The organism is Nocardia sp. NPDC056611, assembly GCF_042792755.1.
Lineage (GTDB): Bacteria > Actinomycetota > Actinomycetes > Mycobacteriales > Mycobacteriaceae > Nocardia.
Window position 1 is genome coordinate 440,659 of sequence record NZ_JBHTVV010000004.1, and the last position, 19,159, is coordinate 459,817.

The window sequence follows — 19,159 nt, forward strand, 5'->3', positions numbered from 1 at the left end:
CGCGCCGTGCCCCCTCCGCGCCATGGGAACGTGGCGTCCCCCGCCCGGGACCGCGCGGACCCCAAGGCCCCGCCTCCGGAGCACAGCGAGCGATTCCTGGTAATCCGCAGGGCAATCCGGGCCGCCCCTATCCGGGTCAACCGACCGGTCCTCAACGACACGTTCCCGCGCCCGGCGAATCCGGGCCCATCATGCGACGACCCCAGCAGGGCCGCCCCGAACCCGCCGCCGGACACGTCCCACCCGAAGAGCGCTACCACTGGGGACACCCCGGCGCCGCGGGCAACCGCGCGCCCGGAACCGGGCCCATCTCGATGCCGCCCGGCCAGCGCTACCCGACGCCGCCGATGTCGAATCCGCGCCCGATGGCCGCCCCGCGCCCCGGACCACCGACCGGGCCGCAGCGGCACGCCGATTCGGGCCGGCAGGCAGTGGTCACCGCGCCGCGCGCCGACGAGAAGCCGGACAACTCCAACGCCAAACTCGTGCGCGACACCGGCTCGCTCGCGCTCGCGACCCTGATCAGCCGCATCACCGGATTCGCGAAACAGGCGCTGCTGCTGACCGTGCTCGGCCCGGCCATCGCCAGCGCCTTCACCATCGCCAGCTCCATCCCCAACATGATCTCCGAGCTGCTGCTCGGCGCGGTGCTCACCGCCATCGTGGTGCCCACCCTGGTCCGCGCCGAACGCGAGGACGCCGACGGGGGAGCGGCCTTCGTCCGACGGCTGTTCACCACCGCGCTCACCGTGCTCGGCACCGGAACCGTCATCGCGCTGATCCTGACCCCGGTGCTCACCGAGCACGTCTTCCTGTCCAGCGACAGCAAGGTCAACTCCGCGCTCACCACCGCGCTGACCTTCATGCTCGTGCCCGCCGTACTGCTGTACGGTATGTCGGCGCTGCTCATGGCGATCCTGAACACCCACCAGGTGTTCAAACCCGGCGCCTGGGCGCCCGTGCTCAACAACTGCGTCGCCCTGGTGGTGCTCGGGCTCTACGCCCTGCTACCCGGCGAGCTGACGCTGAACCCGGTCCGGATGGGCGAACCCAAACTGCTGCTGCTCGGCATCGGCACCACCGTCGGCGTCGCCGTCCAGGTCGCCACCCTGCTGCCCGCCATCCGGCGCGAAGGCATCGACCTGCGGCCGCTGTGGGGCCTCGACGCCCGGCTCAAGCAGTTCGGCGGCATGGCCGCGGCCATCATCCTGTACGTGCTGATCAGCCAGATCGGCTTCAGCTTCACCCTGCGCGTGGCCTCGCACGCCGACGTCGCGGGCCCGACCATCTACCAGAACGCGTGGCTGCTGCTGCAGCTGCCGTGGGGCGTGCTCGGCGTGACCCTGCTGACCGCGATCATGCCGCGACTCAGCCGCAACGCCGCCGCCGACGACACACCGGCCGTGGTCGACGATCTGAGCGCGGCCACCCGGCTCACCATGATCGCGCTGGTGCCGATCGTCACCTTCCTGACCTTCGCCGGCACCCAGATCGGCGAGGCCATCTACGGATACGGCCGCTTCGGCGGCGACGCGGCCCGCCTCGGCGAAGCCGTGTCCTGGTCCGCGTTCAACCTGATCCCGTACGCGCTGGTGCTGATCCACCTGCGCGTCTTCTACGCCCGCGAACAGGCGTGGACGCCCACCTGGATCATCCTCGGCATCACCAGCGTCCAGATCACGCTGTCGGCGCTGGCGCCGGTGTTCTTCTCACCCGAACACGTGGTCATCGCGCTCGGCGTGGCCCGCGGGCTCGGCTTCGTGACCGGCGCGATGATCGGCGGCTGGCTGCTGCACCGCAGCCTCGGCGATCTGCGCATGGCCAATGTCGGCCAGACCATCACACGCGTGGTGCTCGCCTCGCTGGCCGGCGGCGCGGTGCTGCTCATCGTGGACAAGGTGCTGGGCCTGCACCGGCTCTCGGACTCCTTCGGCGGCTTCGGCTCGCTCATCCGGGTCGGCATCACCGCCGTCGTCATGTTCGGCGTGGCCTTCGGGCTGATGCGCCTGCTCGGCATCCCCGAGATCGTGGCCATCACCGTCGCCGTGTCGCGGCGGCTCGGCTTCACGCCGCCCGCCCCGGATCTGGACCTCGACGGCACCCCGCTCGAGGACCTCCACGAGACCACCCTGCTGCCCAAACCGGACCTGCGCGCCGCGCCGTACTACTACCGATTCGATCCGTACCTCGACGCGCAGACCATGGTGCTACCGGTCATCCGACCCGATGCGGTTGAACTCACCGAGAAGGTGGAGTTCCCGTACCCTGTTCGGCAGGCAAACGCAACTGCCCAAACCGGCCTGCCCGCGGACAGCTCCCGCGGCACGCCGGACGTCGCCCGGAACCCCGACGGCGGCTTCCGCACTGGTCCGGAGGCCGCCGCGGCGGGTCCGGCGCCGATATATCGGTCTTCGACATATGAGGGCGAAGGAGGAACGAGGGTGAGCGACGACGCGGCGGGCGGTGTCCCGGCCGCCGAATCCGCACAGGCCGCGGGCGGCGGGCTCTCCACGGACACCCCTCCGGTCGGCGACGCCGGCGGTAAGCCCGGGGTCAGAGCCGAATCCGCGGACCGCACCAGCGGGTCCGGCGGACCGGAGGAACTACCGGACGACCAGGACCACGCAGGTCCCGAAACCGGTGTCTACGAGGCCATCTCACCGCAGATGCCGCCCATGCGGGTGGAATCGCCGACCAAGCGGATCCAGCGCGGACCCAAGCTGACCCCCGGCGCCTCCGTGGCGGGCGGCCGCTACCGGCTGCTGGCCGGGCACGGCGGCGCGCGCGGCCTGCGGTTCTGGCAGGCCCTGGACGTGAAGCTCGACCGCGAGGTGGCCCTCACCTTCGTCGACGCCGACCAGGAAGCCACCGAGAACTCCGGGCACGACGGACCGCAGGCCATCCTGTCCCGCACGCTGCGCCTGGGCCGGATCAACTCGCCCGGCCTGGCCCGCGTCCTGGACGTGGTGCGCGGCTCCTCCGGCGGCATCGTGGTGGCCGAATGGACCCCCGGCCGCTCGCTCAAGGAGATGGCCGACACCGTGCCGTCCCCGATCGGCGCGGCCCGCGCCATCCGGGCGCTGGCGGCCGCGGCCGAGATGGCGCACCGCGGCGGCGGCTCACTGTCCATCGACCACCCCGACCGGGTGCGGATCAGCGCCTCCGGCGACGCCGTGCTGGCCTTCCCCGGCACCCTGTCCGATTCCGACGCGCAGTCCGACGTGCGCGGGCTCGGCGCCATGCTCTACGCACTGATCACCGCTCACTGGCCCATCCGCCCCGGCGGCATCTCCGGCACCGCGATCACCGTCGGCGGACTGCCGCTGGCCGATTTCGGGCCCGACGGAACCCCGGTGGAACCCCGCAACATCCGGCCCGAGGTGCCATTCGAGATCTCCGCGGTCGCGGTGCGCTCGCTGGAGTCCAACAAGGGCGTCCGCACCGCCGCCACCGTCCAGCACGTGCTGGAGCAGGCGTCCGTGGTGGACCAGAAGACCGACTTCATCCCCGTGCTGCGGCTCGGGCAGAAGCCGCCCAGCGCACCCGACGAGACCCTCGCCGATCCCGAACTGCTCGCCGCCGAGAAGGAACGCTCGCAGCGGATGATGTGGATCCTGGTCGGGCTCGGCGTGCTGGCCGCGCTCGTGGTCGGCGTCATCATCTGGTGGCTGCTGAGCGTGTTCGCGCCCGGCTCCTCCAACGCGCCGCTCAACGAACAGCGCAATATCGGCCTCACCACCTCGGCGACGCCGCCGCCCGCCCCGGGCGCGGCCACCCAGACCCCCGTCGGCGCGCCGCCCGTCGGTGGGGTGCCGGTGCCGGTCACCGGCGCGACGGTGTTCTCCCCGGAGGGCACCCCGGACAATGTGGGCAGCGTCGGGGCCGTGCTGGACAACAACCCCACCACCACCTGGCGTAGCGACGCCTACTTCCAGCAGTTCCCGGCCCTCAAGAAGGGCGTGGGCGTCCTCACCACCCTCGGCAGCCCGTCCAAGCTGACCAAGGTGAGCATCGAATCGCCCTCGCCCGGAACGCAGGTCGAGATCCGCACCTCGCCGACCGCCTCGCCGACCCTCGACCAGACCCAGCTGGTCGGGTCGGCGGTGCTCGGCGACGGCATGACCGAGATCCCGGTGCGGGCCGACCAGCCCGCCCGGTACGTGCTGCTGTGGATCACGCAGCTCGCGAACAACGGCGGCCAGTTCCAGTCGGCCATCGCCGAAATCCGCTTCGAAGCAAGTGTCTGACGCTCCTCCGAGGTCCTGAGCGCTGACCGCCACCAGGTCGCGTGGTCCGGACCAAATGGCCGCTACCTGCGCATTCTCGCGCGATTCACCGCTGCTGAATCGTTCTCCTCGATATGATCTTGGCGCTCTCGGCATGGGGAGTTCGCCGCTCTGAGGGGATGCATTGTCGTCACCGAACGCAGTGTCAGCATCGAGGACAGAGTCACCGTCGAACGCGAGCGATCGCGAACTATTGGCCGCGCACGCCGCGGGCGCACCGCACGCCTTCGCCGAACTGTTCCGCCGCCATCGCGACCACCTCTACCAAACCGCGCTACGCGCCTCCTACAGTCCCGAGGACGCCGCCGACTCGCTCCAGGACGCCCTGCTGTCCGCGCACCGCGGCGCGGCCGGATTCCGTGGCGACGCCGAGGTCCGCAGCTGGATGCACCGCATCGTGGTCAACGCCTGCCTGGACCGCATCCGCCGCAACAAGCTGCGCCGCACCGAACCGCTGTCCGAGGACACCGCTGACGAGCCCGCCTGTCCGCGAGACGATTTCGCGGCCCTGGAGGCCAGCCTGCTGGTCGACGCGGCGCTATTCACGCTGCCCGCCGACCAGCGCACCGCACTGGTCACGGTGGAACTCGAGGGCTACTCCATCGCGGATGCCGCTGCCCTGCTGGGCATCCCGGAGGGCACGGTCAAGAGCCGCTGCGCCCGTGGCCGCCGAAGGCTCGAGATGAAACTTCGCGAATAGGACGTTTGCACGCCGACACAGCCGGGCATGAACACCTGAATTCCGCTCGAACACCGCACTATTGGGGGAACCTTGTACGGTTCCCGTACGTCCGATACGAAGACAGGTCTGTGATTCCCACTCGACGCCCTGGAGGGGCAATGGAGGAAACCTTCTCCACCGAGCTGCTGGCCGATCTGCACGGCGGCAACCTGCCGCCGGAGCAGTCCGCACGGCTCTGGCCCGAGGTCCGGCGCGACCCCGAGGCCATGCGCTACCTGAACGCCCTCGACGGCGTCGACGACCGGCTGCGCGAACTCGGACGCGACGAGAACATCACCCACCCCATCCCCACCGACGTGGCCGACCGCTTGGAACGCATGATCGACGACCTCGCGGCGGAGGACACCCCCATCGCCACCGCGCCCATGCCGGTCCTCAACGGGTCCATCTTCACCACCGGCCGCCTCGACCCCCGTGACCTCGAGGAACCGCTCCTCCCGGCGGACCTGGACGAGGACGAGACCATGCCCGCCGAGTTCACCGAACGCCCGTCCCGCCGCCTGCGCTGGCTCACCGCCGCCGCGGCCGCCGCCGCCCTGGCCGCGGGCGCCGTCGTCGCCGTGGACGCCCTGAGCACCCGCCCCACCACCCCGGCCGCCCAGCCCACCGCCGGCGACGAACTGGACCCCGCCCTCTCGCCCGGCGTCGTCCTGACCGCCATGGGCCGCCACGACATCACCGGCCCCCTGGCCGCGGGCACCGCCCTCACCGACTGCCTACGCGCCGCCGATCTGGACCGCCAGGTCCTCGGCAGCCGCAGCGTCGTGTTCTCCGGCACCCCCGGTGTCCTGGTCCTGCTCCAAGGCCCGAAAGCGCCACAGATCACAGCCGCCGTCCTCGGAACCAATTGCGCGCCTGGCCACCCCCAGGTGCTCGGCCGCACGGATATCGGGTAGCCCACCTGCAAGTTCGCGGCCGTCTCGATTCTGGACTGACGGAGCGGGGGAGCGGAGCGGAGGAGCGGAGGAGGGAAGAATCGAGACCTCGGGGCCGCGAACCCGCCGGAGCGAAGCGGAGGCAATCAAACCGGGGAATGACAGCGTTTAGGCTGTTGTTGACCGGTTCGCTCACGCTCGAGCGATCGAGATTCTGTACTACAGCTTCGGAGGGCCATCTTGAGCACGCCTGTTCGCGACCTGATCATCGTCGGCTCCGGCCCGGCCGGCTACACCGCCGCGGTGTACGCCGCCCGCGCGGAACTGGAACCGCTGCTGTTCGAGGGCACCCAGTTCGGCGGCGCGCTCATGACCACCACCGAGGTCGAGAACTTCCCCGGCTTCCGCGAGGGCATCATGGGCCCCGACCTGATGGAGGAGATGCGGGAGCAGGCCAAGCGCTTCGGCACCGACATCCGCACCGAGGACGTGGACGCCCTCGACCTGACCGGTCCGGTCAAGAAGGTGACCGTCGGCGGCGAGGTATACGAGGCGCACGCCGTGGTCCTCGCCATGGGTTCGGCGGCCCGCTACCTCAATGTCCCGGGCGAGCAGGAGCTGCTCGGCCGCGGCGTCAGCGCCTGCGCCACCTGTGACGGCTTCTTCTTCAAGGGCCAGGACATCGTGGTGGTCGGCGGCGGCGACTCGGCCATGGAGGAGGCGACCTTCCTCACCAAGTTCGCCAGCTCGGTGACCGTCATCCACCGCCGCGAGGAGTTCCGCGCCTCCCGGATCATGCTGGAGCGGGCCAAGAACAACGACAAGATCCGCTTCATCCTGAACTCCGAAGTCGCTGCGGTGCACGGTGATTCGAGCGTCACCAGCCTGACCCTGCGCGACACCCGCACCGGCGAGACCTCCGAGCTGGCCGCCACCGGCCTGTTCGTCGCCATCGGCCACGATCCGCGCAGCGAACTGGTGCGCGGCCAGGTCGATCTGGACGACGAGGGCTACGTGCTGGTCCAGGGCCAGAGCACCTACACCTCGGTGCCGGGCGTCTTCGCCGCCGGCGACCTGGTCGACCACACCTACCGGCAGGCCATCACCGCCGCCGGCACCGGCTGCCGCGCGGCCATCGACGCCGAGCGCTGGCTCGCCGACCAGGGTGACATCACCAGCAACACCCTCGATCACGCCGGTCAGCCGGTGGAAGTGAACAACTAAGGAGTTTGGCAATGTCCGACGCCAAGACCGGTGCCACCAAGACGGTGACCGACGCGACCTTCGCCGACGAAGTACTGCTCAGCGAGAAGCCCGTACTCGTCGATTTCTGGGCGGCCTGGTGCGGCCCGTGCAAGATGGTCGCCCCCGTGCTGGAGGAGATCGCCGCCAACACGGACAAGATCACCATCGCCAAGCTCGACGCCGACAACAACCCGGAGACCTCGAAGCACTACGGGATCCTGTCGTTGCCTACCATGGTCCTGTTCCAAGGGGGCAAGGAAACCAAGCGGATCGTCGGAGCGAAGGGCAAAGCCGCCCTCTTGCGCGAACTAGAAGCAGTTCTTTAGCGACACTGGATACGATTTCGGCGTCAGCGGGGGCCTCCGTGGTTACGCAAGCAAGCGCGGAGAGGCGGAGCGACGCCTTCGGCCCCTGACCCTGACGCCGGGGTTAGTATGCCTGCACTCGACAGTTGCCGAAATTCGGTCCGGGTCTGAAACAATCGTTCGACGCTCCGGTCGCGCGGTGGTGTGAACCACCGCGCGAATGGGTACCCGGGTTGGCGGAAGGAAAGGGCTCTCACGCATGCACCGACTTCGTCACGGCGATACAGGACCAGCCGTAGCAGAGGTTCGGAGCACCCTGGCAAGCCTCGGGTTCCTGCACACTCATCCCACCAGCGATCCGGCGGGTCTGGACGGGGAGTACTGGAAGGACGCCGACGCCACCTTCGACCATGATCTGGACTCCGCTGTGCGCGCTTTTCAGCAGCACCGCGGTCTCCTGGTCGATGGCGTGGTCGGCCCGGCCACCTACCGCGCGCTGAAGGAGGCCTCGTACCGCCTCGGCGCCCGCACTCTCATCTACCAGCTCTCCGCACCGCTCTACGGCGACGACGTCGCCACCCTGCAGCGTCGGCTGCAGGATCTCGGCTTCTATGTGGGCCGGGTCGACGGGTACTTCGGCCCGCACACCCACGACGCGCTCACCGCGTTCCAGCGTGAGATCGGGCTCTCCTCGGACGGCATCTGCGGTCCGGACACGCTGCGCTCGCTGGATCTGCTGGGCGCTCGCGTCACCGGCGGCAATCCGCATCGGATCGCCGAGGAAGAGGTGGTGCACCGGGCCGGGCCGCAGCTCACCGGCAAGCGCATCGTCATCGATCCGGGTCTGGGTGGGCCGGACAAGGGTTCGCCGGTGCCGACCGAATTCGGTGACGTCTACGAATCGGAGATCCTCTGGGATCTGGCCAGCCGGCTCGAAGGCCGGATGGCGGCAACGGGTATGGAGACCTTCCTGTCGCGGCCGTGGGGGGCCAACCCCTCCGATGCCGAGCGCGCCGAGACCTCCAATACCTTCGACGCCGATCTGATGATCTCGCTGCGCTGCGCCAGCAGTGACAACGATTCCGCCAGCGGCGTGGCCAGCTTCCACTTCGGCAACTCGCACGGCTCGACCTCGATGATCGGTCAGGTGCTGGCCGGGTTCATCCAGCGCGAGATCGTGGCCCGTACCTCGCTGCAGGACTGCCGGACCCACGCCCGCACCTGGGACCTGCTGCGCCTCACCAAGATGCCGACCGTGCAGGTCGACATCGGCTATCTCACCAGTGATTACGACGCGTCGGTGCTGACCAACCCGCGCATGCGCGACGTCATCGCCGAGGCCATCCTGATCTCGGTGAAGCGGCTGTACCTGCTGGGCCAGGACGACCAGCCCACCGGCACTTACACATTCGCCGAGTTGCTCGCCGAAGAGTTGGCGGCCGCAGACCGGCTGTAATGTTTCACATGAAACAACCCCGCCTCCCGAACTTCCGGGAGGCGGGGTTTTTCGTTGCGGTGGAACCGGACGGGGGGAGTGGTCAGCGGGTGGAGATACGGGTCGGCATGGTGAGCGCCGCCGCCGCGAGGAGCTGATCGAGCGCGCGCTCGACGTCTTCCTTCCACAGGTGCTCGTGATCCAATTCCAGCCGCAGGCGCGGGAACCGATGATGCGAGGCGACCACCTTGAAGCCGACGTCCTCCAGGAAGTCGGCCTCGATCATGCAGTTCTCGGGGGAGCACCCCGAGGGCGACGGCGCGGGGGAGCGCAGCGGCGAGCCGATCCGCTCGCGCAGCGACAGGGAACCGACGGCGGGCATGGAACTGGTCGGCGGATCCTTGCGAATGCCGAACGCCTCGATGGCCCGCACACCGCGGCGCACCAGATCGCCCACCACGGCCTGGAGCAACTGCTGACCAACCTGCTCCCCTTGGAACGGGATTTCGGCGCTCAGCGTGGTCAGCAGCACTGCATCCGGGCTCACCGGGGACGTGGGGAAGAGACCCGCTCGCGGGACGGCGCTCGGCGGCGCGTAGATGGCGCAGCCGGCCGGTTTGTCCTCGATCACGGCGACCTGACCGCACAACCCCCACTGCAACATGACGGTCGAGAGCCAGGCCTCCTTCTCGAAGACCGGGTCACTGAAGCTATGGGAATCCGCTGCCACCGCCGGATCGATCTCCCAGAACACGCATCGCCGCGCATGCACCGGAAGTTTGTCGAGTCCGCCGAGGGTAAGCGCGGTCACGCTGGTCGACACCGCTCTGCTCAGCCTCCAGCTGTCTGATTCATCCACACTCACGCCGCATCACACAGTGCTCGCCAGCAAGAATAAGCGATCAACGCTTTACGCCTCTCCAGGGCCGTAGACCCGAACGTCACAGTGACGTTTCCACTGTGACCTCCGGGATGGGCCCTCCTTAGGGCCTGGACTGCTCCATCATGCTGACAATCCGCTCCAGATCGTCGATGGAGCCGAATTCGACAGTGATCTTTCCCTTGCGCTTGCCGAGGCTGACCGTGACGCGAGTGTCGAACGACTCCGACAACCGCTCCGCCACATCCTGCAGACCCGGCATCTGAATCGGCTTCCGCTTCGGCGCCGGGGGAGCGGCCGCATCCGGATTCCGGTTCGCCAGCGTCACCGCTTCCTCGGTGGCCCGGACCGACATGCCCTCGGCGACGATCCGCGCGGCCAACGCCTCCTGCGCATCGGCACCCGCCTCCAACGCCAGCAGAGCGCGCGCGTGGCCGGCGGACAAGACGTTCGCGGCCACCCGGCGCTGCACCGGGATCGGAAGCTTCAGCAGCCGAATCATATTCGTCACCACCGGACGCGAACGGCCGATCCGCGAAGCCAGTTCCTCGTGGGTGACGCCGAACTCCTCCAGCAGCTGCTGATAGGCGGCCGCCTCTTCGAGCGGGTTCAGCTGCACGCGATGGATGTTCTCCAGCAACGCATCCCGCAGCATGGAGTCGTCCGCGGTCTCGCGCACGATAGCGGGGATGGCTTCCAGCCCCGCCTCCTGGCTGGCCCGCCACCGCCGCTCACCCATGATGAGCTGATAGCGGGGGACCGGCCCGGACTCGACCTGACGCACCACGATGGGCTGCATCAGACCGAATTCCTTGATGGAGTGCACCAGTTCGGCCAGCGCCTCTTCTTCGAAGACGGAGCGCGGCTGCTTCGGGTTGGGCTCGATCTGCTGTGGCGGGATCTCGCGGTACACCGCGCCCGGGTCCGCGCCGTCGGCCGACTCGACCGGATCGGGGACCCGATGCAGGTACGCCGACGCGGGCTGCGGCCCAACCGGATCGACACCGATGACGACATTGGCCGCGGCACTGCCGAGCCCGCCCGGTGTGGTGGCCGGTCCGGTCGGAATCAATGCCGCGAGGCCGCGCCCCAGTCCACCCTTCTTCGCCTGACTCATCGGCCTACCGACCCCTTCCATTGTTCACCGTCACCGCCGCCGAGATTTATCTACACACCGGATTGTGCGTCCGAAACGGGCACCGGCGCGGCTTGGCGCGCCGAGTTCCGCGACGCGATCTCACGACCGGCGTCGAGGTAGCTCATCGCGCCCCGCGAGCCCGGATCGTAATCGAGGACGGTCATGCCGTACCCGGGAGCCTCCGACACCTTGACGCTGCGGGGGATGACCGAGCGCAGCACCGCGTCACCGAAGTGCGAGCGGACTTCCTCGGCCACCTGATCGGCGAGCTTGGTGCGGCCGTCGTACATGGTGAGCACGACGGTGGAGACATGCAGTCCGGGATTCAGGTGCGCTTGCACCAGACCGATATTGCGGAGCAGCTGACCCACGCCCTCGAGTGCGTAGTACTCGCACTGGATGGGGATCAGCACCTCCTTGGCGGCGACCATGGCATTGACCGTGAGCAGACCCAGCGACGGCGGGCAGTCGATCATCACGTAATCGATGTCGTACCCGGCGAGGTTCGCTTCCTGAATGGCGGCCTTGAGGCGACCCTCGCGGGCGACCATGGAGACGAGTTCGATCTCGGCGCCGGCGAGGTCGATGGTGGCGGGGATGCAGAGCAGTCGTTCATTGTGCGGGCTCTGCTGGATGGCGTCGCTGACCGAGCACTCGCCGATGAGGAGTTCATAGCTGGACGGGGTGCCCGACTGGTGGGGGACGCCGAGCGCGGTGCTGGCGTTGCCCTGCGGGTCGAGGTCGATGACGAGGACCCGCATGCCCTGGATGGCGAGCGCCGCAGCCAGATTCACGGCCGTGGTGGTCTTACCCACGCCGCCCTTCTGGTTGGCGATGGTGATGACGCGCTGTTCCTTGGGACGCGGAATGTGGGCATTGGTTCCCGACCGCACCTGGCTGGCGCGCTGCGCCTCGGCGGCAATCGGGGTGTCGGCGGAGATGTTGCCGTAGGGGGTGCGGCTGAACTCGTCCGTATCGAAGGGACCGCTATCGAGCATGCCGGGAACCCGAGACGTTGTTTCCCGTGAAACATTCGCCGGACCGTTGGACATACAGGCTCCTAACCCCGAGAACTCAAAGACACGTGGCCGAGCTGAAATTCGCGCGCCTGGCAGCAGCAGCCGCGTCACTGCGTTGTCACTGAGGGCTGGCTGGAATCGGCTGGAAGTCGTTCATCGCTCGACGTTCATTAGCTTGCCAGTAGAGGACACAATACGGAAGTTGAACGCACAGCTTCGCACCACGACACACCCCGAGGCGACTCAAAGATCGCGAAGGTGCGCATGTTTCACGGGAAACATCGCTTCGTCAGTGACGCTTCGAGGGCGGGGTCCCACGACCCCCGGCTTTGCGCTCAGCACTCGCCGCTTTGCGTTCCGCACTGCCTGCTTTGCGCTCCGCGCGACGCTCGGCGCGGGCCAGCCGCTCCGCGCTGATGACGAAGGTGGGCGTCTCGAGTACTCCCACACCGCATTCCAGAACTTCGGCGTGACCCGCACCCGCCTTGGTGAGCTCGTCGCGATCGCGCTCGAGTTCCTCGGCGGCGCTGATTCCCTTGAGGGCCAACATCCGTCCGTGCTCGTGCACCAGCGGCATGGACCACCCCGCGAGCTTCGCCAGGGGAGCGACCGCACGGGAGGTGACGATGTCCGCGCCGCCCGCCTCCTTCTTCACGCCCGCCTGCTCGGCGCGGCCGCGCACGATGACGATATTGTCCAGTCCCGCTTCGGCCGCGAACTCGGCGAGGAAAACGGTCCGGCGAAGCAGCGGCTCCACCAATGTGATCCGGAGATCGGGCCGGGCGATGGCGAGCGGGATACCGGGGAGCCCCGCGCCACTGCCGATGTCGACCACGCGCGCGCCGGGCGCGATGAGGTCACCGATCACCGCGCAGTTGAGGATGTGGCGATCCCAGAGCCGGGGAACCTCGCGGGGGCCGATCAGTCCGCGCTCCACACCCGCGGTCGCGAGCGCGGTGTAGTACTGCCGGGCCTTGTCGAGCCGATCGCCGAAAACGATCGCGGCGGCGGCCGGGGGATCGACCGGACCCGGAGCGGTCATCTCGGTGTCTGGTTCCACGTGAAACATCCTTCCGGGGGGACGACTGTAGCTAAAAGAGTAGGGCCCCCGGGTTTCCGAAACCCGGGGGCCCTACCGCTGCGATCCGCGTGTCAGGCGGGGAGTACCACCACGTGACGATTCGGCTCGACACCCTCACTCTCGCTCACGACACCGTCGATCGCGGCCACGGCGTCGTGCACGATCTTGCGCTCGAACGGAGTCATGGGGGAGAGCGCCTCGCGCTCGCCGGTTTCCAGCACGCGCTTGCCGGCCTCGGCGCCGAGCGCGCTCAGCTCCGAACGACGCGCGGCCCGCCAGCCCGCCACATCCAGCATGAGCCGACTGCGGATGCCGGTCGCCTGCTGCACGGCCAGCCGGGTCAGCTCCTGGAGCGCGTCCAGCACCTCGCCCCGGCGGCCGACCAGCTTCGCCAGATCCTTGCCGCCGTCGATGCTCACGATGGCACGGTCGCCCTCGACATCGAGGTCGATATCGCCGTCGAAGTCGAGGACATCCAGCAACTGCTCGAGGTAGTCGCCGGCGATCTCGCCCTCTTCGATGAGCGCTTCCTCGGAGTCGCTCGCGGCGCCCGGTGCGGCCGTCGCTGACGTCACAGTGGGATCCCCTCCGTCGGTTTCAACAGTCATGGTTGTTTCCTTCATCTGGAGTTGTAAGTCTCAGCGACGCCGCTTCTGGTTGGCGCGGCCACGGTTGCCCGACCGCTTCTTTCCGGTGGTGGGCTTGGCGCCGGCGGCCGGCTTGGCGGGCGCGGGGTTCACACCATTCTGCGACGCGTCCTCGGCATCGGTCACGGCGTCCTCGATCTTGGTGCCGGACTGCTTCTTGCGGACGTCGACCGGCTTCGCGCCCGGCTTCGGGGCGTTCTGGGCGCGCCGCTCGAGGGCGGCCTGCTTCTTCTCCTCTTCCTCTTTTTCGATCTTGCCGAAAACGAGGTGCTGCTGACCGTAGGTCCAGATGTTGTTGGAGACCCAGTAGATCAGGATGGCGACGGGCAGGAACGGACCACCGACGAGCACGCCGAGCGGGAACACGTAGAGCGCCAGCTTGTTCATCATGGCGGCCTGCGGGTTGGCCGCGGCCTCCGCCGACTGCCGGGCCACCGAGGCGCGGGCGTTCATATGGGTCGCGATACCGGCGATCACCATGAGCGGGATCGAGACCAGCGCGATGACCAGCTTGCTCGGCACGCCGCCGTAATCGGCGAAGGACTCCAGGACCTTCGCCGGCTCGGTGATGTACGCCGACAGGGGAGCGCCGAAGAGCCGTGCGGTCAGGAAGGACTGGACGTCGGCCGCGGAGAAGATGTAGTTCGGGGTGTGGGCGTTGTCGTAGGGCGACATGCCCAGCTGCCCGATTCCGGTGCCGGTGCGGTTGAACGACCGCAGCACGTGGAACAGACCCAGGAACACCGGAACCTGCAGCAGCACCGGCAGACAGCCCATGAGCGGGTTGAAGCCGTGTTCCTTCTGCAGCTTCTGCATCTCGACCGTCATCTGCTGACGGTCGTTCTTGTACTTCTTCTGCAGCTCCTTGATCTGGGGCTGCAACTCTTGCATCTGCCGGGTGGTGCGGACCTGCTTCACGAACGGCTTGTAGAGCACCAGCCGCAACGTGAACACCAGGAACACCACGGCCAGAGCCCAGGCGAATCCGCTGTTCTTGCCCAGCACATACCCGAATGCCTGGTGCCAGAACCACAAAATGGCCGACACCGGGTAATAGATGAAGTCGAGCACGGCGCTATGCACTCCCGTCGTTCGTATCGCCGGTCACCGCGGGCGATGATCCTTCGTAAGCTGATGCCGCGCGCCGGTGCTTACGCTCCGGAACGGGGTCCCACCCACCAGGGTGCCAGGGCGCACATTTCGCCAGACGGACGGCTGCCAGTCCGAGTCCGACGAACAGTCCGCGGGTGCGCAACGCCGTCACCGCGTACTCACTGCACGTGGGAGTGAATCGGCACACCGGCATACGGGTGGGGGAGATATAGGTCCGATACAGCTCGATGAGGAATATCAGAGCTTTGGCCGGTAATCCGGCAGCCGCGCGCAGCGCGCCCGCAGAAGAATGCGGCGCGTTCATGCGAGGGGGCCGAGTTTGCGCAGCCCGCTGTGCAACTGGCGCAGCAGTTCTTCGGAGGGCGCGTCGGCGGCACCCGGTAGGGCGCGAATGACAACATCTGCGCCGCCGGGCAATTCGGCCGTCAGGCTTGCGCAGATATGACGCAGGCGGCGGGCTACCCGGTGGCGTACCACCGCCGGACCCACCGCCTTGCTGACGATCAAGCCGAAACGCGGACCGCCCACCCGGATAGCCGGGGTCGATCCGTTCGCTTGATCGTCGTGTAGCAGTACGTGCACAACGAGGTCCCGTCTCCCGATCCGCCGGCCCTGGCGCACCGTCCGGGAAAAGTCGGTGCGCCGGTGCAGCCGGTAGGGCTCAGGCAGCACCTGAGCGTCCAGCGGAGTGCGGGCGGATGGGGGACCGGAGACCGGACGGCGAGTCGCTCATACGACGCCGCATCCGGGGTTACCGAATCAGGCGGTCAGCTTGGCGCGGCCCTTGCCACGACGAGCCGACACGATGGCGCGACCCGCACGGGTCCGCATCCGGAGACGGAAGCCGTGGACGCGCGCCCGACGACGGTTGTTCGGCTGGAACGTCCGCTTGCCCTTGGCCACGGTCAACACTCCTCTAGGTGGTGGACGTCCGGTGACGTCCGAAGCTGTTCGGTGAAACGGTGCTCTCGACAGACGGGAGTCCCTCGGCGCAATACCCTTGTCGGCACGGGCAGCAGACAGCCGCCACCGCACCATAGGGTGACTGTAGAAGGGTACTTACCCCCTGGACGAGGGTCAAACTCGGGGGTCGAGGCCCGATTTCGCGGGACTGGATCGATCGTTCCGCGTGGCGTTCGGGGACGGTTCGTGTCGGAGCGCCGGTGTCGTGTACGGTCCTTCCCAGTCCCTTCCGGTGACCGCGGACGGCCTCATCCTCCGCCCCGCGAGCGGTATTGCCAGCTGGTAGCTGTGAAGCCGCAGGTACGCGCCGGATCCGAGGAATCAGACACGCGGACGCGTGTATCCCCAGGTTGTCCACATCTGTGGATAATTGTGTGGAAATACCCCTGGAGTGGCATATTCGTAGGGCCGACGGTACCCGCCGACGCCCGGTGACTGGGGGAGCCGAGCAGCGCAACCGTCTGCTCCAATCGACCTACATCCGGGGAGGACTACGTTCGTGGACGACGAGCAGAATGTGCTGACGGCTGTCTGGCCGGAGGTGATCGCCGAATTGGCGAGTGGCTCCGCGGATGGGGAGATCCAGCCGGTCAGCAAGGCTCACAAGGCGTGGCTCAACACTATCGAACCGATCACCTTCGCGCAGGGGTTCGCCCTGCTCTCGGTGCCCGGCACGATGGCGCAGGTGACGGTCGAACGCGACTTGCGGGAGCTCATTCTGCGCTCGCTCGCCCGCCGCGGGCTCCAGGTCGAGGGTCTGGGCGTGCGCATCCGCGCGCAGCAGAATCCCCCCGCCGGACGGTCCGCGAACGCGCCCCGGCACGCCCGCATGACCTCCCGCCCGGAGCGTCCCCGCGAGCCCGAACCGACGCCCCCGGCGTACGCGCCCGAACCGCCGATGACCGAGCGTCCACAGCCCTCGTACCAGTCCCAGCCGGAGTACGCGCCGCGCTACCTACCTCCCCAGGACTACCCGGGCGAGTACGACGAGCGCGAGGCTTATCCACCTGTGGAATACGGGCAGCCGCCAATGGCCGAGGAGTTGCCGCCCGTCACCGCCGACCGTCCGACCGCGCCCGAGCGGCCGTTGCCGGGCGGTGAACCGGCCGTCGCGCCCCTGGGCCAGCGGCCCGACCGGCGGCGGGACAACCATCGCGGCGCGCCCATGCCGCCGGGACAGGAGTCCCTGTTCTCCCCGGACCCCGAGGACGAACCGGTCCGGTCCGCCCCGCAGCGGTACGCCGACGAACCCACGCCGCAGCGCTACTCGGACGAACCGTCTCCCCAGCGCTATGCCGACGAGCCCGCGTCCCAGCGCTATTCCGACGAACCCGCGTCCCAGCGCTACGCCGACGAACCGTCCCCACAGCGCTACGTGGACGAGCCCGCGCAGCAACGGTATTCCGACGAGCCCGCGCCGCAGCGTTATGCGGACGAGCCCGCCCCGCAGCGGTATGCCGACGAACCGGCGGCCCGCTACGAGGAGCCCGCGCCGCGCTACTCCGAGGAGCCGGCCGCGCGCCGTCCGGTGGACGAGCCGCACGACGACGAGCCGGTGGTCAATGTCCGCAATTCGTGGCCGACCTACTTCAACCGGTCGCCCGAGCGGGAGCCCGCGCCCGCGCCGTCCTCGGCCAGCCTGAACGCGAAGTACACCTTCGACACCTTCGTCATCGGCGCGTCCAATCGCTTCGCGCACGCCGCGGCGGTGGCCATCGCGGAGGCGCCGGCGCGCGCCTACAACCCGCTGTTCGTTTGGGGCGCTTCGGGTTTGGGCAAGACGCACCTGTTGCACGCGGCGGGCCACTACGCGCAGCGGCTGTTCCCGGGCATGCGGGTGAAGTACGTGTCCACCGAGGAATTCACCAACGACTTCATCAACTCGCTGCGTGACGACCGGAAGGTGGCGTTCAAGCGCCGCTACCGGGAGACCGACATCCTGCTGGTGGACGACATCCAGTTCATCGAGGGCAAGGAAGGCATCCAGGAGGAGTTCTTCCACACCTTCAACACCCTGCACAACGCGAACAAGCAGATCGTGGTGTCCTCCGACCGGCCGCCGAAGCAGCTGGCGACGCTGGAGGAGCGGCTGCGGACGCGGTTCGAGTGGGGTCTGATCACCGATGTGCAGCCGCCGGAGCTGGAGACCCGCATCGCGATCCTGCGCAAGAAGGCGCGCATGGACCGCCTGGACGTGCCGCACGACGTGCTCGAACTGATCGCCAGCCGGGTGGAGCGCAATATCCGGGAGCTGGAGGGCGCGCTGATCCGCGTCACCGCGTTCGCGTCGCTGAACGGGCAGCCGCTGGATCTGTCGCTGGCCGAGGTGGTGCTGCGGGATCTGATGCCCGACACCGCGACGCTGGAGATCACGGCGGCCACGATCATGGCCGTGACCGCGGAGTACTTCAACACCACGCTGGAAGAACTGACCGGTCCGGGTAAGGCGCGGCCGCTGGCGCAGGCCCGGCAGATCGCCATGTACCTGTGCCGTGAGCTCACCGACCTCTCCCTGCCCAAGATCGGCCAGGCCTTCGGACGCGACCACACCACGGTCATGTACGCGGAGAAGAAGGTGCGCAAGGAGATGACCGAGCGGCGCCGTGTGTACGACCAGGTTCAAGAACTCACAGCCCGAATTAAACAGCGTTCGCGCTGATCCACAGTCCACAGGACCCCACGTCGTCTGACGTGGGGTTCTGTGCTTTCCGGGGTTGTGGATTCCTCGAGGAGTCCTCGAGGAAAGGGTGTGGAGTCCTCGAGGAATCCCACTGTTGTCCACGGGGTTGCGCACAGGTCGCTACTCACAGCGATGCACAGGTGTTGATCCACAGATCCCACAGGTGAATTCATCCTCGAGGGCTGAGCTGCGCGGATGGGGTTTTCGGCTTGTGGATTCCTCGAGGAGTCCCTGTCAGGTCCTCGAGGAATCCACGGGGTAGTCCCCGGTTCCATCCTCATGTGGGTATCCCGGCCCGATTCGGGGGAGCAACTCGAGGATCACTCGAGGATGGCTGGGGAGTTCCCGGGTGACTCCACAAGCACCGGCTGTTCATCCTCGAGCCACCCCAACGACATCCCCACGCCGCCGCCCGGTCGGACCTGCGGAAACAGGCGAAGTCCACAGAACTAACAGGACCTACTACTACTTCAGTTCTTCATCTAGAGAAGGTTCTTCTAAAACAGGGTGTGTGGAAACTCGGGTTGGGAGGGCACGGTGCGATGGGCAGCTCCTCCACACCCGATCGGGAGGCAGGGAGGAGAAGGGAGAGGGACCGGTCTTCAGCCGAAGGCTCGGTGGGGTCGGGGCAAAGGCTCGGTGGGTCGGCGTAGGCGGGTCGGTCTCGCGCAGGTACGGTTTGGTGTCGGCCCCGTGTGCGAGACTGCCGATTACCGTTTCGAGATCCGAACGACCCCCAGTGGAGAGGAC

Annotated in this window: 16 protein-coding genes; 7 read left to right on the forward strand and 9 right to left on the reverse strand. The window is 68.0% G+C overall.

Going from position 1 to position 19,159, the window contains the following annotated elements:
* Nucleotides 1–365 precede the first annotated feature (365 nt).
* The 6 genes from ACFRAQ_RS23405 (at nt 366) to ACFRAQ_RS23430 (ending at nt 8,909) form a co-directional block, all read left to right on the forward strand.
* Nucleotides 366–4,247: a murein biosynthesis integral membrane protein MurJ gene (locus ACFRAQ_RS23405; RefSeq protein WP_379103742.1), complete on the forward strand. Its 3,882-nt coding sequence runs from the start codon at nt 366–368 to the stop codon at nt 4,245–4,247.
* Between the two features lie 181 nt (nt 4,248–4,428).
* Nucleotides 4,429–4,986: an RNA polymerase sigma factor SigM gene (gene sigM, locus ACFRAQ_RS23410; protein WP_379102959.1), complete on the forward strand. Its 558-nt coding sequence runs from the start codon at nt 4,429–4,431 to the stop codon at nt 4,984–4,986.
* 140 nt (nt 4,987–5,126) lie between these two features.
* Complete coding sequence (locus ACFRAQ_RS23415; RefSeq protein WP_379102961.1) at nt 5,127–5,924, forward strand: hypothetical protein; 798 nt, start codon at nt 5,127–5,129, stop codon at nt 5,922–5,924.
* Nucleotides 5,925–6,143: 219 nt separating this feature from the next.
* A complete protein-coding gene (gene trxB, locus ACFRAQ_RS23420; RefSeq protein WP_379102964.1) occupies nt 6,144–7,127 on the forward strand; it encodes a thioredoxin-disulfide reductase in 984 nt (327 codons plus the stop codon).
* Between the two features lie 11 nt (nt 7,128–7,138).
* Nucleotides 7,139–7,474 carry a thioredoxin gene (gene trxA, locus ACFRAQ_RS23425; RefSeq protein ID WP_379102966.1) on the forward strand — a complete coding sequence of 112 codons (336 nt, stop codon included), beginning with the start codon at nt 7,139–7,141 and terminating at the stop codon, nt 7,472–7,474.
* A gap of 238 nt (nt 7,475–7,712) precedes the next feature.
* Nucleotides 7,713–8,909: an N-acetylmuramoyl-L-alanine amidase gene (locus tag ACFRAQ_RS23430; RefSeq protein ID WP_379102968.1), complete on the forward strand. Its 1,197-nt coding sequence runs from the start codon at nt 7,713–7,715 to the stop codon at nt 8,907–8,909.
* An 82-nt stretch (nt 8,910–8,991) separates the two neighbouring features.
* Here the strand turns inward: ACFRAQ_RS23430 and ACFRAQ_RS23435 are convergent, their stop codons facing one another.
* The 9 genes from ACFRAQ_RS23435 to rpmH form a co-directional block, all read right to left on the reverse strand.
* Nucleotides 8,992–9,711, reverse strand: a complete 720-nt coding sequence (locus ACFRAQ_RS23435; RefSeq protein WP_379102970.1) for a GNAT family N-acetyltransferase — start codon at nt 9,709–9,711, stop codon at nt 8,992–8,994.
* 160 nt (nt 9,712–9,871) lie between these two features.
* Nucleotides 9,872–10,885, reverse strand: a complete 1,014-nt coding sequence (locus tag ACFRAQ_RS23440) for a ParB/RepB/Spo0J family partition protein (protein ID WP_379102972.1) — start codon at nt 10,883–10,885, stop codon at nt 9,872–9,874.
* A gap of 50 nt (nt 10,886–10,935) precedes the next feature.
* On the reverse strand, nt 10,936–11,904 hold the full coding sequence (locus tag ACFRAQ_RS23445) for a ParA family protein (protein WP_379102974.1): 969 nt from the start codon (nt 11,902–11,904) through the stop codon (nt 10,936–10,938).
* A 310-nt stretch (nt 11,905–12,214) separates the two neighbouring features.
* Complete coding sequence (rsmG, locus tag ACFRAQ_RS23450) at nt 12,215–12,994, reverse strand: 16S rRNA (guanine(527)-N(7))-methyltransferase RsmG (protein WP_379102977.1); 780 nt, start codon at nt 12,992–12,994, stop codon at nt 12,215–12,217.
* A gap of 83 nt (nt 12,995–13,077) precedes the next feature.
* Nucleotides 13,078–13,614 (reverse strand): protein jag, encoded by a 537-nt coding sequence (locus ACFRAQ_RS23455; RefSeq protein WP_379102980.1) that lies wholly within the window; start codon nt 13,612–13,614, stop codon nt 13,078–13,080.
* Nucleotides 13,615–13,644: 30 nt separating this feature from the next.
* Nucleotides 13,645–14,724, reverse strand: coding sequence for a membrane protein insertase YidC (yidC, locus tag ACFRAQ_RS23460; protein WP_379103745.1), 1,080 nt, complete (start codon nt 14,722–14,724; stop codon nt 13,645–13,647).
* Between the two features lie 4 nt (nt 14,725–14,728).
* Entirely contained in the window at nt 14,729–15,070 is a 342-nt protein-coding gene (gene yidD / locus ACFRAQ_RS23465) for a membrane protein insertion efficiency factor YidD (RefSeq protein WP_357274901.1), read from the reverse strand.
* A complete protein-coding gene (gene rnpA, locus ACFRAQ_RS23470) occupies nt 15,067–15,438 on the reverse strand; it encodes a ribonuclease P protein component (protein ID WP_379102983.1) in 372 nt (123 codons plus the stop codon). The genes yidD and rnpA overlap by 4 nt, the downstream gene beginning before the upstream one ends.
* 87 nt (nt 15,439–15,525) lie before the next feature.
* On the reverse strand, nt 15,526–15,669 hold the full coding sequence (rpmH, locus tag ACFRAQ_RS23475) for a 50S ribosomal protein L34 (RefSeq protein ID WP_033085250.1): 144 nt from the start codon (nt 15,667–15,669) through the stop codon (nt 15,526–15,528).
* A gap of 601 nt (nt 15,670–16,270) precedes the next feature.
* On the opposite strand from rpmH, the gene dnaA reads away from it, so the two are divergent.
* Nucleotides 16,271–18,388 (forward strand): chromosomal replication initiator protein DnaA, encoded by a 2,118-nt coding sequence (gene dnaA / locus ACFRAQ_RS23480; RefSeq protein ID WP_379103750.1) that lies wholly within the window; start codon nt 16,271–16,273, stop codon nt 18,386–18,388.
* Nucleotides 18,389–19,159 lie beyond the last annotated feature (771 nt).

Bases quoted from the DNA above. Each gene is read 5' to 3' on its own strand.
- ACFRAQ_RS23405 (WP_379103742.1), top strand. From the start codon at position 366: ATGGCCGCCCCGCGCCCCGGACCACCGACCGGGCCGCAGCGGCACGCC.
- ACFRAQ_RS23430 (WP_379102968.1), top strand. From the start codon at position 7,713: ATGCACCGACTTCGTCACGGCGATACAGGACCAGCCGTAGCAGAGGTT.
- ACFRAQ_RS23440 (WP_379102972.1), bottom strand. From the start codon at position 10,885: ATGAGTCAGGCGAAGAAGGGTGGACTGGGGCGCGGCCTCGCGGCATTG.
- rsmG (WP_379102977.1), bottom strand. From the start codon at position 12,994: ATGTTTCACGTGGAACCAGACACCGAGATGACCGCTCCGGGTCCGGTC.
- yidD (WP_357274901.1), bottom strand. From the start codon at position 15,070: ATGAACGCGCCGCATTCTTCTGCGGGCGCGCTGCGCGCGGCTGCCGGA.
- trxA (WP_379102966.1), top strand. From the start codon at position 7,139: ATGTCCGACGCCAAGACCGGTGCCACCAAGACGGTGACCGACGCGACC.
- ACFRAQ_RS23415 (WP_379102961.1), top strand. From the start codon at position 5,127: ATGGAGGAAACCTTCTCCACCGAGCTGCTGGCCGATCTGCACGGCGGC.
- ACFRAQ_RS23455 (WP_379102980.1), bottom strand. From the start codon at position 13,614: ATGACTGTTGAAACCGACGGAGGGGATCCCACTGTGACGTCAGCGACG.
- ACFRAQ_RS23445 (WP_379102974.1), bottom strand. From the start codon at position 11,904: ATGCTCGATAGCGGTCCCTTCGATACGGACGAGTTCAGCCGCACCCCC.